The following is a 16,832-nucleotide window of genomic DNA, read 5'->3' on the forward strand; positions in this document are numbered from 1 at the left end:
ACGTACACAAGCATTTTGAAGAAGCTCAGGTTTTTGGGGAAACTTATCTATTGGGGCAATGTGCTAGTAGCATTATTACTGGTCATTTCCTTTGTATTGCCCTATTTGCCACCTTCTACCTTTCCCACACTTTCTATTCTTAGTTTAGCGGTTTCACCTCTGTTATTCATTAACATCCTATTTGCATTGTATTGGTTGCTTCGCCTCCGAAAGCAGGTTTGGGTCTCATTGATCGTTTTGATCATCGCTTTTTTTCACTTTAATCCTTTTTTCGAAATATCTTCGGAAGGGGATGCATCAAAGTACAACACCACGCTATCGGTTTTATCGTATAACGTTCGTCTGTTCAATGCCTATGAAAAAGAGAACAATGCAGATGCTGTGTCGCAAAAAATGAATGAAATTTTAAGTGCTGACGATCCTGATATGCTTTTCATTCAGGAGTACTATGCCGACCATAAAGTAGACTTCTCAAAATACCCTCATACATTTATTCACTTTCAGGACTCCGATCATAACTTGGGGCATGCGATATTCTCAAAGTATCCTTTATTGAATAAGGGAGGTTTTGATTTCGAAAAGTCGTACAACAACAGTATTTATGCCGATGCCGTTGTAGGGAACGATACCATTCGCGTATACAATCTTCATTTACAATCCATCGGCATACTTCCTACGGTCGATTTCCTTCAGGACCGGGGAACAGAACAATTAAAAGAACGCTTTTCCGAACGTTTCGTACAACAGGAGTCCCAAATGCGTAAAATATTGGGACATAAGGAACAGTCTCCTTATCCGGTAATATTGGCGGGCGATTTCAATAACACTTCTTTTTCCTATGTGTACAGAAAGCTGAAAAAGGAAATGCAAGATGCATTTTTGGAGCGTGGTAATGGATTAGGAAGCACCTATTCTTTTCAAGGCTACCCCATGCGTATTGACTACATTATGGCGTCCAAGGGAATGGATGTTATCCGATTTAAAACCCTAGACGAAACGTTCTCAGATCACTATCCAATAAGCGCACAATTGGGTTGGGGCGAGCGTTAAAATTCAAGCTGCTGACTCTCTAAGTAAGTAAGTGCATTCGGCCCTTCATTAAAGAGTAAATCTAAAATGGAAAGATTGGGAAGAAACCCATGGTTCTTTTCATGTACCTGGGTATAGGTTGCCAAAGGATATTCTTTTTCCTTTTTGGACTCAATCATAAACCGTAGGTCTTTGAGCGGAGTCTCTTTCTCATATTTTGAAGTTGTTTGGATTGAAATGTCCGCTCCCAGAAGTTCACATATCATTTCGAAAATGGCCAAATTATGATCCATAAGTCCAGAAACGGAATTGTGAAAAAGGGGATAGATATCATCTTCGTAATATTCGAAGAAGGGAGAGGTACGATAGGCACTTTGTAAGGATTTCCAATGTTGCACTTGCCATTGAAAATTATCTTCTACGACAACTTCCTTGGTTTTCTGGCGTTCCTTGCTTTTGGAATGTTTAATAGGCACATTCAATAAGAGCTTCCCATTGGCATGGGCGATATGTGCCCTATTTCGGTAGGTCTGTTTCTGATAGTTATCCTCTACTTCGAATACCACCTGATCTGCCTGTACCGTGGCAATCATTTGCGCGATGGAAGGAAAATAGCTGGGATGAATGAGGATGGACATGGGTTCTGGGTTTAACTGTTTAGATGTTTAATCGTTTAACTGATGAGTTGTTATTTGTTTTTTATGACGCCGACTATATCCGAAACAGGGATGGTACCTATATATCTTGAATCATGGGCATTGTCACGATTATCGCCCATAACAAAAACATGGCCTTTTTGAATTACAAGGGGGCCAAAATAATTGGCGTTCCAACGGGCTTTGTACGTAGCAAAGATCTCATCGTTGCGTGCATCTGGTTCTTCCATTCTCCTAGTAAGCCCGAGTTCCCTAGCAATTCGGTCTTCTATATGACATAGATGACTGTCATTGCCCATGGGATAGCATTCGTGATTCTCATTTTGAAAATGTTTGGCAAATTCATCCCTAGATACCAAATAGGCATGTTTTAAAATCATCCGTTTGTCTACATTCACTCCGTTTACATAGGTAATGCCTTTGTCAATATGAACAGTGTCTCCTTCTTGTGCGATGAGCCGATAAACGAAATGTGCCTCATCTTTTAGAAATATGGAATCATATCTTTTAAAAATGATAAAATCGTTTATTTCATGTTTGTAGAGACTTGAAGCAAATTGAGATGAGTGCAATTTCAAGGCTGGCTCATTAGATGTGGTCGGAATAGAATACAACTTGGCCAAGTATTGCATTCTAAATACAAAGATGGCTACAATGGCCCCAAGTACAACTAAAATGGGGATCCTATATTTTCTAAAAAAAGCCATATACGAACTTTAAAGGGCTTTATCAAGCACGAGCTATCGCTTAAACTATTAAACAGTTAAACGATTAAACCGGTCTACACAGCTTTCTTCTTCCCCTTCCGTCTCTTTCTGAAGTAATTAAAACCAATCCAACCTACTAAAACGATCAGGAAGTAACGGAAATAGGAAACTGGTTCTCCGCTTCCACCTACGGTAGTGAATACACGGTCCCAACGGATGTTGGACGGGAACTTCTTGAACTTATCGAAACTCATCCAGATAAATACAGGCTTCCCTACCACATGATTAAACGGCACATATCCCCACATTCTCGCATCTTGAGAATTGTCGCGGTTATCTCCCATCATCCAGTAGTAATCCTGTTTAAAGGTGTATTGGGTTATGGGTTGTCCGTTGAGCAATACTTGGGTTCCGGATTGGGTAATATTATTTTCAATGCCTAACTCGCTTCCCTCATATACTTCGATAATACGCTCGTAGAACGGGATTGTCGCACTATTGATTTCTACCGTAGCGCCTGCTTGTGGAATGTAAATAGGACCAAAATTTCTTGTATTCCAAGGATATCTCGGATCGTGTGGGAAGATATTGGATTCCGGTGCGCCGGGTTCCTTAGTAACTCTAGTCACGTTTTCGATTCCCGGAAGGTTTTTGAGTTTTTCAATGGTTTCATCTGTGGTGAAAACGCGATAGGTATAGGCGCTTCTATCGGCATTCATCCCCGTAATTCCCATGTCGGATATTTGATATCTTTCGTGGAATGAGTCTGTAGGAATGTTTGTGTAATTGCCATCTTGCGTTCGCTTCACCAACACGTTTTTAGAAGTGAAGTCATAGGCAAACTGTAATTTCGCTCGATCGGGTAAATCGTTTTTAGCGCCATTCACCCAAACGTAGCCATCTCTTATCTCTAATGAATCCCCTGGCAGTCCTACACAACGCTTAACGTAGTTGGACTTCTTGTCCATAGGCTTAATGTCTACCTTACTGCTTGGATCTGTAATTTTCGTAAGCGTATCCACAGGCCATCCGAAAACCACAATATCATTCTGCTTTATTTTCTGAATTCCGGGAATACGTAAAAAGGGGTATTGAATGCCTTTGTAATATGACTTTACCCTTGGGCCAGGCAGGGTATCGTGTACCATGGGCAAGGAAACGGCAGTCATAGGTGCTTTAGCCCCATAATGAAATTTACTCACAAAGAGATAATCACCCACCAATAAGGTCTTTTCCAACGAGGAGGTGGGGATGGTGTACGGCTGCATGAAATAGTTGTGTACAATGGTCGCCGCCACCACAGCAAACAAAATAGAGCTTACCCATTCTCCGGTCGACGTGCGTGGTTTTAAATCACGGTCTGGGATATGGGTTACCTTTTGAGTATAGTTTACATAGTATAGATAGAATCCTAAAGTAAAGAGCACCAAGAAAGTTTCCTTGGCATTGTTTCTTCCAAAACTTCGTAGGGTCTCCACCCAAAGTACTGGGAACATAATTAAGTGAACAATGGGGATGAACAATAGGAAAACCCACCACCATGGACGGTTAATGATCTTCATTAACACTACGGCATTATAAACAGGTACTGCTGCTTCCCAAGCTTTACGGCCTGCCGCCACATATAACTTCCAGGTTCCTGCAAAATGAATTACTTGTACTACGAGTATTAAAAGAAGTAAATCGGTCCAAGTCATGATTCTATATTTTATCGGCCAAAATCTATGTCTTTGGCGTTTTGTGTTAGTTTATTTCAAATTTAAAACGTCTTTCATGCTAAAAACGCCCTTTTTGCCTACCAGCCATTCGGCAGCTAAAATCGCTCCCATAGCGAAACCATCCCTTGTATGAGCTTCGTGTTTTAGGGTAATGGTATCTATAGCAGAGGTATAATCAATACTGTGCGTTCCTTTCACATCATCAATCCGTTTGGCAGTAATGTTAAGATCGTTCTTATCATCACTATCCAGTTTCCATTGGGTTTTATCCGAATGTTTCAAAATGCCCTTAGCAATGGAAATCGCAGTGCCACTGGGGGCATCCAATTTTTGGGTATGATGAATCTCTTCTATGGAAGGCTCATATTCCTTCCAGGGCCGCATGAGCTTCGCAAGATATTCATTCATCGTAAAAAATAGGTTCACTCCAATGCTGAAATTGGACGCGTAGATAAAACTTCCGTTACTGGTTTCACATAACTTTAGCACTTCCTGGTAATGATCTAACCAGCCAGTAGTCCCACTTACCACGGGAATATTAAGTTCGAAACACTTGCTTATATTGGCAACAGCTGTAGTAGGAACCGAGAATTCGATAGCACAGTCGGCGTCTGCCAAATTTCCCGTTTCACCGGTGCTGGAAAGCGTATAGACTATGGTATGGCCTTTCTGCAAAGCCAATCGTTCAATGGTCTTTCCCATCTTACCATATCCTAGCAATGCGATTTTCATTTTAAGTTCAATTTTAATGACAAACCGTAATTCCCTTGCGAATTAAAGGAAGTCGGATCCCGAAGGATACCGGGCTGAATGGATAAATCTTCACTTACGTTGTATTGCCGTAAATGGGCATCTACATTGGCGTCTATGATATTCAGGATATAGAATACGATGGAAACAATAATACTCACGTCCCTGTTTCTACTGGCGGTTCGCTGAGCATCGATGAGTCGATCATCCGAAATTCCTTGGAACTCATCATCTGTAAATCCGGCCAAGCGCCTTTTATAAGCATCCCGGAACCGATTGTAATCGTCTGTGTTTTGAAGGTAAAAATAGACCCCGGTACCGATACCAGCATATACCAAGGGAATCTTCCAATAGCGCTTATTGTAAGCCTGTCCCAATCCTGGAAGTACTGCCGAATAAAATGCAGCTCGCGACGGGGCAAGGGGATCATAGGCAACGGTAACTGTGTCTTTGGCAACAATAATGCGTTCCTGTTCTACCGTTAAGGAATCTGTAGTTTGCGCAAAGAGGATACCGCTAAAGAGGAAAAAAATATGGAAAAGCTTACTTTTCACTTTTTATGAGGTTCAGTATGCGTTTAAAGTCGTCTTCATCGTGAAAAGGAACGACCAATTGTCCTTTTCCTTTGGCATTGGTCTTAATAGTCACCTTTACATCCAAAAAATCTGAAAGTTCACGACTGCCTTTGTTGGCAAAATGAGGCGTTGTCTTTTTAGGGGTTTCTTTAGGTGCCTCAGGGTTTTTGTATTTGCGAACAGCGGCTTCTGTTTCCCGTACCGATAGGGAATCCGAAACAATTTTTTCGTAGATATCCAATTGATCGCTTGTATTCTCCACATTGATCAAAGCACGACCGTGTCCCATAGAAATGAAACCATCACGCATGCCAGTCTGTACAATGGGATCTAACTTTAATAGGCGTAAATAGTTGGTTACCGTACTACGATTTTTACCTACGCGATCGCTCAGTTCTTCCTGCGTTACCTTAATCTCTTCGATAAGTCTTTGATAGGAGAGTGCAATTTCGATAGGATCTAAGTCCTGTCGTTGGATGTTCTCTACCAGCGCCATCTCTAACGATTCTTGATCGTTCGCGATACGAATGTAAGCAGGAATGGTTTTTAATCCGATTAATTTTGAAGCTCGGTACCTACGTTCCCCACTAACCAATTGGTATTTGTTGAAACCAAGTTTACGAACTGTTATAGGCTGAATAACGCCCAATTCACGAATGGAGGAAGCCAATTCACGAAGAGTTTCCTCATTAAAACTGGTTCGTGGCTGAAAAGGGTTCATCTCGATGGTATCGAGTTCCAATTCCACGATATTACCAACTACTTTGTCGGCATTTTTATCTTCAACCGATTTAATATCATTGTCCGGATCCTTCAGCAATGCTGAAAGCCCACGTCCCAATGCTTGTTTTTTTGTTGCTTTCGCCATAAATCCTACGCGTTTTTCTCAATTAATTCATTTGCCAAACTTAAGTAATTATTGGCTCCTTTACTACCCGCGTCGTAACTAATAATACTTTCTCCGTAACTGGGTGCCTCACTTAAACGTACATTTCTCTGAATTATGGTCTCAAAAACCATCTCATCAAAGTGTTTTTTCACCTCTTCCACTACCTGATTGGAAAGTCGCAAGCGGGAATCGTACATGGTAAGCAATAGCCCCTCGATATCGAGACTCTCATTGTGTATTTTCTGTACGCTTTTTATGGTATTGAGCAGTTTACCCAATCCTTCCAAAGCAAAATATTCACACTGAATGGGGATCATCACACTGTCTGCTGCCGTTAAGGCATTTAGGGTAAGAAGCCCTAGGGACGGTGCACAATCTATAAGAATGAAATCGTAATCGTTTTTTAGGTCGGCAATAGCGTTCTTGAGCATGTACTCACGCTGTTCCTTGTCTACCAGTTCTATTTCGATGGCCACCAGATCGATGTGGGCCGGAATAAGGGAAACATTGGGAGAGGTAGTTTCTATAATAGACTCTCTAGCTCCCACGGTATGTTCCAATAGTTGGTAGGTGCCCTGCTCAACACTTTCTACATCTATTCCTAGACCAGAAGTTGCATTTGCTTGGGGATCGGCATCGATTAAAAGGACTTTCTTCTCAAGTACGCCCAACGATGCTGCAAGATTTACGGAAGTGGTAGTCTTTCCAACACCTCCTTTTTGGTTGGCAATAGCAATAATTTTACCCATTAATTTTCCTACAATTTTAAGGACTAAAAATACGATTAATTATGCGGATAGAAAATGTAATTTGTTAACAGAAAGTGAACATTTATACCCTAGAATCATAGTAAAACAGTTAATGAACCTGTAAATGAATGTGATCGTCGTGTCTTACAGCCTGGCATCCATGGTACCGAAGCCGTTTGTGTTCCAATCGCAATCGTTGTTTCAAATGTGGTTCTATAAATACTTTCTGTGTGTTGGGATGCCGTAACATGGTATTCAATAGGTCTTTGGTAGCAGCATCAGCGAATTGCAGCTCCTCATTCCACGTGCCGAAGGTCAAAAACTGTGGAAAACTATACTGCCAATGCCCTTTTTCTTCGCAATGGGAAGGCTGGTCCCATTCATTGCTTTTAGGTGCTTCGTATACACCATATCCACTAAGGGAAGGTTTCTTATTGCTAAGGGTTCCCTCTTTTTGATAAATGAAATTGATATCTATTTTCTTACCATCGCTATGGCTTAGGTGCGGAGGCAAGGGAAAACCGTCGAAAAATGGAAAATTAGCATCCAGATACACCAATTCCAATCCAGGGTAGGTTAAGTTAAGCTGGTGGGATACTGTTTGCAATGTCTCGTTCATCTGCGGGCTAACGTAATTGCGATTGGCAAGCACATAAAAATAATTACAAGGCCGAATGGTATCCGAATTCTCAATTCGTTCCCTACCGTTAAGTGGAGCCAGCCAAGGGACAACGAGAAAGGTGAAGAACAGATATATTCCAGCAAAATAAAGATACTTGTACTTTCCTTTTTTTCTAAAAATCAACAAACAACACAGATACAGCAAACCGCCTACTTGCGTAATAGCAGTGAGTAGGAGTATAAGAACAATATGAAGAAAAAGCTTTAAGACTTTTACCAGCATATGTAATAAACCTCAAAGCTTTTCCGAATATTGTACAACCCAATAACGAATGTAGGTAAAGGGTTAGTTTTTAATGATTTTCTCTTGAAAGATTGTCTTGTTTTCCCCATCGAACACCCGTAAAAAGTACATTCCAGAATGCAGTGTGCCTAGTGGAAGTGCTTGTTCTTGTGCCACCGAGCCAGAAAGTAATTTCCGTCCATTTATATCAAATAACATGTAGGACGAATCGGGTAGGGGAAGGGAGCTCGATAGCCGTACCTCGAATGCAGCAGGATTAGGTGCTATCGAAATTCTAGGGGCATTCAGGTCATCAGTACTGAGAATATCACAATCGGAAATGGATAGATTTTCCAATAGACAGGAATCTGCCATGTATTCTGAAGGGAAAGCAGCACCGTTTACTACGATGATATCCGGTATTTGTCCCACTTCGTCCAAAGCTTCTGTTTCAAAATTGAATTCATAAACCACTCCATTGTTGGCAATCGCATAGACAAGATCGGAGTTGCAAGAGTCAAAGTAGTTAATAAAACCGTTAAGGGATCCATTTCCGTCGGTTCCATCGCAGCCTATGGTTACTATGGAAGACCCATCGAATGCCTTCATTACGTATGGATCGGAAACGAAGGGGAAAATTAAATTTCCTTTGTAGAATGTGAAATCTGCCGAAGAGAATATTCCGCTGGCTACCGTAGTGATGGTACCACTGGGAATATCGAAGGAGTACAATTCCCCACTGGTGTACGAGCCAAACAGTAAGCGGTTGTCGTCGGTACCTACCAAGGTTCGGTACTTTTCCCAAATAAACGGCTGATCGCCAATAGGAGCGGCTGTTTCATTCACTAAATCGATTTCAATGATCCGTTTGGATTCGAAAGTAATGCCATATAGTAAACCTTCGGAAGAGAAGGCAATTTCGGCCACGATGCCACCCACATCGTTCACATCGATCTGGAAGAGTTCGGTTTTCGAAAAATTGTTTTGAGGATCTACGGTGTACAGCCGATTCGTAGCATCGATCACATAAAATTCCTGTGCCGATACCCATGTAGATAGCAGCAATAGGAGGAGGGTTAGTCTTTTCATAGCGAACAATTTATTTATAAATCGTATATCGCTAATATAAGAATTAAATCAATACCTAGCTAGTATGTGTCTGAAATACAGGGATTACTTTTTCTTGGAACGGATCATCATTTCCAACATATCCCACATTTGCTCTGGGACTTGTTCCAATAGATTGAACTGCCCGGCACCCTTTAACCATTCACCACCATCTAAGGTAATGACCTCTCCATTGATGTATCCAGAGAAATCGGAAACCAGATAGGCGGCCAGATTGGCCAATTCCTGATGATCTCCCACACGGCCCAAAGGCACTTTCTTGGCCATATCAAACTTCTCCTTAAGATCTCCTGGTAGTAATCGGTCCCAAGCACCTTTGGTGGGAAAGGGGCCTGGAGCAATGGCATTAAATCGCATCCCATACTTGGCCCATTCTACGGCAAGGGATCTCGTCATGGCCAACACCCCTGCTTTGGCCGTGGCACTTGGTACCACATATGCAGAACCCGTCCATGCGTAGGTCGTTACGATATTCAAGACCGTTTTATTGGTTTCATTATTGTCGATCCAATGTTTTCCAAAGGCTAACGTACAGTTTTTGGTCCCCTTCAATACGATATCAATGATGGTATCGAAAGCATTGGCCGATAAGCGCTCGGTAGGGGAAATAAAGTTTCCTGCAGCGTTGTTCAAAAGTACATCTACGGTGCCGAATGCCTCTACGGAAGCTTTTAACATTGCCTCAACCTGATCGTAATGACGAACATCACATTGAAGAGGTAAAACGGTGCCTCCGGTTTGCGCCTCCAACTCTTTGGCTGTGGTTTGCAGTTTTTCCAGGTTTCGGGAAGTGATCACAACTTTGGCCCCTAGTTCCAAGAAATAGGTGGTCATCGATTTTCCTAATCCACTACCACCACCGGTAACAACAATGGTCTTGCCCTCTAGGGCATTATCGCGAAGCATTTTGGCCTTTAAATCCATAGTACAGTTTTGATTTCTGTAAAGGTACAGTCCCTTTATTTGTTATGCAAGCATAATAAATAGTTTGTTGCTTCAAATTTTGCGAGTCCTATTCGAATGTAAACTCTACTACTTCTGTTTGGGTACCGGTATTATTCTGCATAGCAGACACATTAGTACGCTTGGTGAAGAAGTTGTTACTCCCAGTTTCATAGTCATTTTCGGTTAATGCAATAGTGGAAATAAATTCAGAATTTTGACAAGCAAAAATCCCATCGGCACTTGCACCGGCATATAACTCTGCACAAAGAATTCTATTTATTTTTTTGCCAATCGCTTGATCGTACATGTACACAAAGGAATCTAGGATCTCTGTATATTCATAGTTAAAGGTTTCTCCCGAAGCTAAAGTGATTTGGGTCAGACTATTATTGGTATAGGAAAATTGATTTTCAGCATCCATGATGCCGTCTAAATCCAAATCTTTCCCTGCGGCAATGACATTGTCGCTTGCATCAAACCGCAAAATAATACGTTGACCGACTTCTGTTTGCGGATCGTCATGAGGTAAGCTGATCACTTCAAAATATACTTCTGTGTCCGAAAGATGTACGAACCTAAAAAAGCGCTCGGAGCCCTGTATGGACCAATTAATGGCTGTCATATTACCCAATTCATCATAAATCATTTCTAGGATGTCTTGATCCCTTCTTTCGAATAGGGTGACCAATCCATTGGTGTACGTAAGCTTTCTACTAATTCTTGCCTCTTGGGGTTCTCCTTCAATAAATAACTGCTCGGATAGCGCCGTCAACTTATTTTCTTCAAAAATTCCAGTGGATACCAGCTCCCGTACCGCAATTTCTGGATCATCGGGTTCAAATAACACACTTGCAGTATAAGAGGTAATCGTCGGAGGAAGGTTCTGTTCTTGTTCTGATGACGCGCTACTAGAGTCATCGCTGGAACAAGCAGTTAGGAACAATAAAACAATAAGTAGTTGATGGTGAATGCGAAATTTTTTCATAGCTAAACGTTAGTGTTGCTATGAAAACGGAGAGTGTAATTTATTTATTATGAAACGGTTGATCGATATAAGTCTTAAATCTTGAATTCCTTACAGCAAGTTATGGATTTGGGCATATTGAAGTAACATAATGGTCTTGGCGTCCCTAATCTCCCCATTATCCATCATTTTAAGGGCTTCTTCGAATGCCAACTCCAAGACTTCAATATTCTCCTCTTCTTCGGCCAAGCCGCCCCCTTCACTCGTTTTCATGTCGTCGGTGTATTCGGCTACGAAGAAGTAAAGGATTTCGGTAACCGAACCGGGAGACATATACGATTCGAACACTTTTTGCACTTCCTTGATCTGATATCCGGTCTCTTCTTGGGTCTCTTTTTTTATGCAATCTTCGGGATTGTCCTCGTCCAATAGTCCGGCACAAGCCTCGATCATCATGCCATTTTCGTTTCCATTTACATAGGTAGGCATTCTAAACTGTCGGGTAAGGATCACGGTTCCTTTTTCTTTGTTGTAAAGTAGAATAACAGCTCCATTTCCACGATCGTAGGCTTCACGTGCGTGTGTTTCTACCGTTCCATCGTCCTTTTGGTATTCATAAGTGACTTTTCGAAGGGTATACCAATTATCCGATAGCACCTCTGTTTTGGTGATGTTTATTTTGGGATTATTCATACATGCGGTTTTGTCTCCGTACTGCGTAGGAGATTCTTGTTATTGAAAAAGGTTGCTCGGATTTAAGCTACGGAATCGATTAAAATTTCTAACATTTCGATAGCGGCATCGCTAATCTTGGTTCCTGGGCCATACACGGCCACGGCTCCTGCTTCGAAAAGGAATTCATAATCCTGAACAGGAATCACGCCACCCACGATCACCATGATGTCCTCACGGCCCAATTTCTTCATTTCTGCAATCACCTGTGGAACCAAGGTCTTATGTCCCGCTGCTAGCGAAGACACCCCTAGAATGTGAACGTCATTCTCTATGGCTTGTTGTGCAGCTTCTGCAGGGGTTTGGAATAAGGGGCCTATGTCTACATCGAATCCAACATCGGCATAGCCAGTAGCCACTACTTTGGCGCCACGGTCATGTCCGTCCTGTCCCATTTTGGCAATCATGATACGGGGACGACGGCCTTCCAGTTCGGCAAATTTATTGGCCAATTCCCGTGCCTTTTCAAATGAGGGGTCCTTCTTTATTTCTTTGCTATACACGCCGCTAAATGATTTTATTTGTGCCTTGTACCTGCCGAAAACACTTTCTAAGGCATCACTTATTTCACCTAAGGTAGCCCGTTCTCGGGCTGCATCTACCGCTAAAGCTAGTAAATTTCCTTCACCTGTCTTGGCACATTCGGTGAGACGGGCCAAACATTCCGTTACTTTTTCACTGTTTCTTTCGGCTTTGATACGCTCCAATCGCTCCATTTGTCCTTTACGCACCTTTTGGTTGTCCACATCCAAAATCTGTAAAGGATCTTCCTTTTCAAGACGATATTGATTTACCCCCACAATGATATCCTGTCCACTATCGATACGCGCCTGTTTTCTGGCGGCAGCTTCTTCAATTCGCAATTTGGGAATACCAGCTTCAATTGCCTTGGTCATTCCGCCCAATTCTTCCACCTCCTGTATGAGCTTCCAAGCTTTTTCCGCTATTTCGTGGGTAAGGGATTCTATATAATAGCTACCTGCCCAAGGGTCTACCGTACGTGTAATGTGGGTTTCCTCCTGAAGATAAATCTGCGTATTTCTTGCGATTCGTGCCGAAAAGTCCGTTGGAAGCGCAATGGCCTCATCCAAAGCATTGGTATGCAAGGATTGGGTACCTCCAAAAGCCGCCGCCGCTGCTTCTATACACGTCCGCGCCACATTGTTGAAAGGGTCCTGCTCGGTAAGACTCCATCCACTGGTTTGGCAATGCGTTCTTAGGGAAAGGGACTTCGGATTCTTGGGATTGAATTGTTTCACCAATTTGGCCCAAAGCATACGTGCCGCTCTCATTTTTGCAATTTCCATGAAATGATTCATTCCTATGGCCCAAAAGAAGGATAGTCTTGGCGCGAAGCTGTCAATGTCCATGCCTGCAGCAATTCCAGTGCGTATGTACTCCAATCCATCGGCTAGGGTATAAGCCAATTCAATATCGCAGGTAGCCCCAGCTTCCTGCATATGATATCCTGAAATGGATATGGAATTGAACTTGGGCATATTTTGAGAGGTGAACTCGAAAATATCACTGATGATCTTCATGGAAGGTGTAGGTGGGTAGATGTACGTGTTCCGCACCATGAATTCCTTCAAAATGTCATTCTGAATGGTCCCCGCTAAGGCTTCATGTGGTACCCCTTGTTCTTCCGCAGCGACGATATAAAAAGCCATGATGGGCAAAACCGCTCCGTTCATGGTCATGGAAACGCTCATTTTGTCCAATGGAATCTGATCGAACAAAATCTTCATGTCCTCTACACTATCTATAGCAACCCCGGCTTTTCCCACATCGCCAACCACACGCGGATGATCACTATCATATCCGCGGTGCGTGGCCAAATCGAAGGCCACAGAGAGTCCTTTCTGCCCAGCGGCAAGATTTCTTCGGTAGAAAGCGTTACTGTCTTCTGCCGTTGAGAACCCAGCGTATTGCCTAATGGTCCAAGGCCTGCGCACGTACATGGTAGAATAGGGTCCCCGTAAATTGGGAGCAATTCCCGCTACGAAGTTGAGGTGTTCCAAAGACGATAGGTCCGTTGCCTCATATTTAGATTTTACCGCTATATCCTCTGCCGTATTAAAAGTTTCAACAGTATTGTTGGATTTGGCAGTATCGGTATTCTTTTCCCAATGTATGTGTTGCAGGTCTTTTCTGCCCATTACATATTGATTTTGGTGATAAACGGATCGAAGTTACCCTTATATGGTGTTGTTATTTGGAAGATCACAGTTTTTTCATTCGAGGTAACAATGTAGGTAGTGCTATAAAACTCCCTTTTCATTTTCTTATCCTCGACCAAATAAATTCCCTTGAAAATGTGCTCTTTACTGTTTCCGTTGTATTTGGCACTTTTTTTCTCAATGCTGAACTTCTTATGCTCGAAACCTTGTTCCAGCGACTTTCGCATGATGCTCAAAAATTGCTGGGCTTCATCTTTGGACAGCGGCATAAAATCTACACTGTTAACTGAAAGGGTAGAGTTGCTGTACTTGTCGAAAAACAAGTGAAATCCACCTTCCATGTCCTGTAGTTTGTTGATGCGCTTAATTTCATAGCGATACGACTCTTTGTCCAAAATAGTGTCGAGGATGGTTTGGTATTCTGAAATGGAAGTCTTTTTAAAGGCTTCGGGTAAAAATAGTTTGATACCGCGGTCATCCAGATAGTGGTAGGTGCCTACCACTTCTCCTTTTTCGTCTTCTTCCCATAGGTTCTTCATTTCTTTATCCAAGTTCTGACATGAACTTGCAAAAAGAAGGATCATTAATCCACTAGCGATTTGTAATATTCGTTTATTCATTTTCTGTAGGTATATCTAATAAGTATTGGTAGTAGCCGTCTAATGCAATGTAAATAGCAAGATATTCATCGTTAAAAGCTTTGTTCACATTTTGGCGCATTATTTCTGCTACATTCTTAGGGGTTAAGTAATTTACCTCTACGAGGCTATTAATTCTTGTTCTTAATTCTTCGTCTTTAATATTTTCAAAAATACAGGACATGAATTCGCCTGTATAATCAAGATGGGAACCTTCACGTTCCATATCCCATAGGCCTTCCACGTTCTTCAACTTTTCCAATATTTCAAGGGTGTACGGAGAAGCCATTTCTTTGTAAGGGGCTTGGCCATTCATTCCACGATAAATGTACTGCCTGTAGGAGTGAATATAGGAACTCTTTGTTCCCAGAATGATGTCGGGATCGTTATATTTCTTGGCCATGTCATCTTGAAAGCTATATAGGGCTTCACGCAATAAGTCATTATCTACAGAGGCGCAGCTTATGTTTAGGGGCCTTTCCTTGTATTTGTATTCCAATGGCTCTTCGCATTGGGGGAATAGAAATAGGGCTGCCAATAGTACTAGGCAGAATTGCAGTTTATTCATTTTCCAGTCGTTGTTTTTCCAGAGTTTCGGGGATTCGTCTTTCAATTATGGGTTCGATGAGTGTCTTTCGGGGATTGGTTTTTACAAAAGGGAACAATTCTAAGTCATTGCCCATTCGGTCGTTGGGGTTTTCGTACTTATTGGTTCCTACCAATACCAACGTTCCATCTTCGAACAGTTGTGCTTCTTTTTGGCCGCTTTCCTTTATTTTTTTCTGAAGGGTTCCCGCCTTTAATTGCTGAAAAAGCCCTCCGTTCTTTTCAATTTCCTTGAACAGTTCCAATGCTTTTTCGCCCAACTGATCGGTAAGGCTTTCCACATAATAACTACCATCCGCCACGTTGCTTACCATATCGAAATAGCTTTCGGCCTTTAGAATGAGCAACTGATTGCGGGAAATGCGCTCTCCAAATTCGTTGCTTTTATGATAGATAGCGTCATAAGGTAAATTGCTTACTGTATCGGCACCGCCTAAGACCGCACTCATGCATTCGGTGGTGGTACGTAGCATATTTACATTGTAGTCATACAGGGTTTTATTCCGTTTGGACGGAATAGCAACCACATGACAATCTATGGCAATCCCATATTCAGCAGCCAATAGGGAGACCAGTTTTCTAAGGGCCCTAATCTTGGCAATTTCAAAAAAGTAATTGGGACCAATGGCTAGGTTGAAGGTTACTTTCAAATTGTTATTCGTGGAACCCGTTCCAAAATAATGATTCAGGTATTCATTAAGATGGGCTATACCATAGGCCAATTGCTGAACCCTATTTGCTCCCGCATTTTGATACAAGGAGGTATCGATGGATAGCAAGGCTTCATCCGGAAACTGCGTTAGGAGTGCTCCCACGATTTCATGATCCTGTGTAAGGTTATGAAACCAATTACCACTTCGTGCCAAATTCCCAAGAATATCCACATGGTAAAAAGCCTTCGCCTTGTTTTTTGTGAGGTAACTGATCAAGGAAGCAAAGAAGTCCTTGTTCAGGAAATTGAGCTGAAAATGAAGGGAGGTTTCTTGAAAAGGGAATCCTTTCAATACTTTTTCTACTTGGAACTCCTTGTCTGCATGGAAAATAATGGCTTCTGCACCTCTGGCAACAGCATCTAATGCCAAAGTGCAGGCGACTTCCTCTTTATCTATAAAGATGGATTGCCCGATGTCCCAATGTCCGGGATGTCCGGGTATCCCAGTGGTTGGGGTTTCGGCTTCATCGGCATGGTAGAAGGGCTTTACATGGATACCTTCCAAGCTTTGCCAGATAAGGGTTTCGTTATAATCGGCACCCTTTAAGTCTACCTGTATTTTCTGTTTCCACGCCTTGGCAGAAACTGCATCGAATTCCTGAAATAGCGAATTACTCATTTTTCGATTTCAATTTTAGGCTGTCTTCGTGTTCAATGATGTAAATATCCTCATTTTCACGTTTCAGATAGTACTTTTCCCGCGCATATTTCTCCACTTCATTACTATCCTTCATTTTTTCTATAAAAGCTCTATCTTTCTTAATCTCTTCCTCATAGAATTCCTTGGTCTCTTCCAAAGAATTAATCTCTTCCCGCAATTCTTTATGAAGGAAATAGGAGTTGGCGTCGAAGTAAAAATTCCAAACCAAAAAAAGAATGGCCACAATAATATAAGTGCCGCTTAGCACCTTGAACCATTTGTTTTTTGAGATTTTGGAAAACTTCACTGT

At 42.0% G+C, this 16,832-nt stretch carries 18 protein-coding genes; 1 reads left to right on the plus strand and 17 read right to left on the minus strand.

Annotation, left to right across the window (positions count from 1 at the left end; genetic code table 11):
- Positions 1 to 15 precede the first annotated feature (15 nt).
- Entirely contained in the window at positions 16 to 1,050 is a 1,035-nt protein-coding gene (locus tag POV27_RS05440) for an endonuclease/exonuclease/phosphatase family protein (protein ID WP_272861727.1), read from the plus strand.
- Here POV27_RS05440 and POV27_RS05445 read toward each other — a convergent pair.
- From POV27_RS05445 to POV27_RS05525, 17 genes are all read right to left on the minus strand, one after another.
- On the minus strand, positions 1,047 to 1,667 hold the full coding sequence (locus POV27_RS05445) for a WbqC family protein (RefSeq protein ID WP_272861728.1): 621 nt from the start codon (positions 1,665 to 1,667) through the stop codon (positions 1,047 to 1,049). The two genes, POV27_RS05440 and POV27_RS05445, sit on opposite strands and share 4 nt — an antisense overlap.
- A gap of 50 nt (positions 1,668 to 1,717) precedes the next feature.
- Positions 1,718 to 2,392: a signal peptidase I gene (lepB, locus tag POV27_RS05450; RefSeq protein ID WP_272861729.1), complete on the minus strand. Its 675-nt coding sequence runs from the start codon at positions 2,390 to 2,392 to the stop codon at positions 1,718 to 1,720.
- A 74-nt stretch (positions 2,393 to 2,466) separates the two neighbouring features.
- Positions 2,467 to 4,089: a signal peptidase I gene (lepB, locus tag POV27_RS05455; RefSeq protein WP_272861730.1), complete on the minus strand. Its 1,623-nt coding sequence runs from the start codon at positions 4,087 to 4,089 to the stop codon at positions 2,467 to 2,469.
- Between the two features lie 51 nt (positions 4,090 to 4,140).
- Complete coding sequence (dapB, locus tag POV27_RS05460) at positions 4,141 to 4,842, minus strand: 4-hydroxy-tetrahydrodipicolinate reductase (protein WP_272861731.1); 702 nt, start codon at positions 4,840 to 4,842, stop codon at positions 4,141 to 4,143.
- Positions 4,839 to 5,414 (minus strand): DUF5683 domain-containing protein, encoded by a 576-nt coding sequence (locus POV27_RS05465; RefSeq protein WP_272861732.1) that lies wholly within the window; start codon positions 5,412 to 5,414, stop codon positions 4,839 to 4,841. Before POV27_RS05465 ends, dapB begins: the two co-directional genes overlap by 4 nt.
- A complete protein-coding gene (locus tag POV27_RS05470) occupies positions 5,404 to 6,303 on the minus strand; it encodes a ParB/RepB/Spo0J family partition protein (protein ID WP_272861733.1) in 900 nt (299 codons plus the stop codon). Before POV27_RS05470 ends, POV27_RS05465 begins: the two co-directional genes overlap by 11 nt.
- 5 nt (positions 6,304 to 6,308) lie before the next feature.
- The gene (locus POV27_RS05475; protein WP_272861734.1) at positions 6,309 to 7,073 is read right to left on the minus strand and encodes a ParA family protein; all 765 of its coding nucleotides are present in this window, start codon (positions 7,071 to 7,073) and stop codon (positions 6,309 to 6,311) included.
- Between the two features lie 109 nt (positions 7,074 to 7,182).
- Positions 7,183 to 7,977, minus strand: a complete 795-nt coding sequence (locus POV27_RS05480; protein ID WP_272861735.1) for a hypothetical protein — start codon at positions 7,975 to 7,977, stop codon at positions 7,183 to 7,185.
- Positions 7,978 to 8,040: 63 nt separating this feature from the next.
- Positions 8,041 to 9,066, minus strand: a complete 1,026-nt coding sequence (locus tag POV27_RS05485; protein WP_272861736.1) for a T9SS type A sorting domain-containing protein — start codon at positions 9,064 to 9,066, stop codon at positions 8,041 to 8,043.
- 84 nt (positions 9,067 to 9,150) lie between these two features.
- Positions 9,151 to 10,029, minus strand: a complete 879-nt coding sequence (locus POV27_RS05490; protein ID WP_272861737.1) for an SDR family oxidoreductase — start codon at positions 10,027 to 10,029, stop codon at positions 9,151 to 9,153.
- Positions 10,030 to 10,117: 88 nt separating this feature from the next.
- Positions 10,118 to 11,035 (minus strand): hypothetical protein, encoded by a 918-nt coding sequence (locus POV27_RS05495; protein ID WP_272861738.1) that lies wholly within the window; start codon positions 11,033 to 11,035, stop codon positions 10,118 to 10,120.
- 90 nt (positions 11,036 to 11,125) lie between these two features.
- Complete coding sequence (gene nudK / locus POV27_RS05500; RefSeq protein WP_272861739.1) at positions 11,126 to 11,707, minus strand: GDP-mannose pyrophosphatase NudK; 582 nt, start codon at positions 11,705 to 11,707, stop codon at positions 11,126 to 11,128.
- Positions 11,708 to 11,769: 62 nt separating this feature from the next.
- Positions 11,770 to 13,905 (minus strand): methylmalonyl-CoA mutase, encoded by a 2,136-nt coding sequence (gene scpA / locus POV27_RS05505; RefSeq protein WP_272861740.1) that lies wholly within the window; start codon positions 13,903 to 13,905, stop codon positions 11,770 to 11,772.
- Entirely contained in the window at positions 13,905 to 14,546 is a 642-nt protein-coding gene (locus POV27_RS05510) for a hypothetical protein (protein ID WP_272861741.1), read from the minus strand. Before POV27_RS05510 ends, scpA begins: the two co-directional genes overlap by 1 nt.
- Positions 14,539 to 15,132, minus strand: coding sequence for a hypothetical protein (locus POV27_RS05515; RefSeq protein ID WP_272861742.1), 594 nt, complete (start codon positions 15,130 to 15,132; stop codon positions 14,539 to 14,541). The genes POV27_RS05510 and POV27_RS05515 overlap by 8 nt, the downstream gene beginning before the upstream one ends.
- Positions 15,125 to 16,501: a methylmalonyl-CoA mutase subunit beta gene (locus POV27_RS05520; RefSeq protein WP_272861743.1), complete on the minus strand. Its 1,377-nt coding sequence runs from the start codon at positions 16,499 to 16,501 to the stop codon at positions 15,125 to 15,127. The genes POV27_RS05515 and POV27_RS05520 overlap by 8 nt, the downstream gene beginning before the upstream one ends.
- Complete coding sequence (locus POV27_RS05525) at positions 16,494 to 16,829, minus strand: FtsB family cell division protein (RefSeq protein WP_272861744.1); 336 nt, start codon at positions 16,827 to 16,829, stop codon at positions 16,494 to 16,496. The genes POV27_RS05520 and POV27_RS05525 overlap by 8 nt, the downstream gene beginning before the upstream one ends.
- Between the last annotated feature and the right edge of the window lie 3 nt (positions 16,830 to 16,832).

Source organism: Aureisphaera galaxeae (assembly GCF_028561275.1).
Classification (GTDB): Bacteria; Bacteroidota; Bacteroidia; order Flavobacteriales; family Flavobacteriaceae; genus Aureisphaera; species Aureisphaera galaxeae.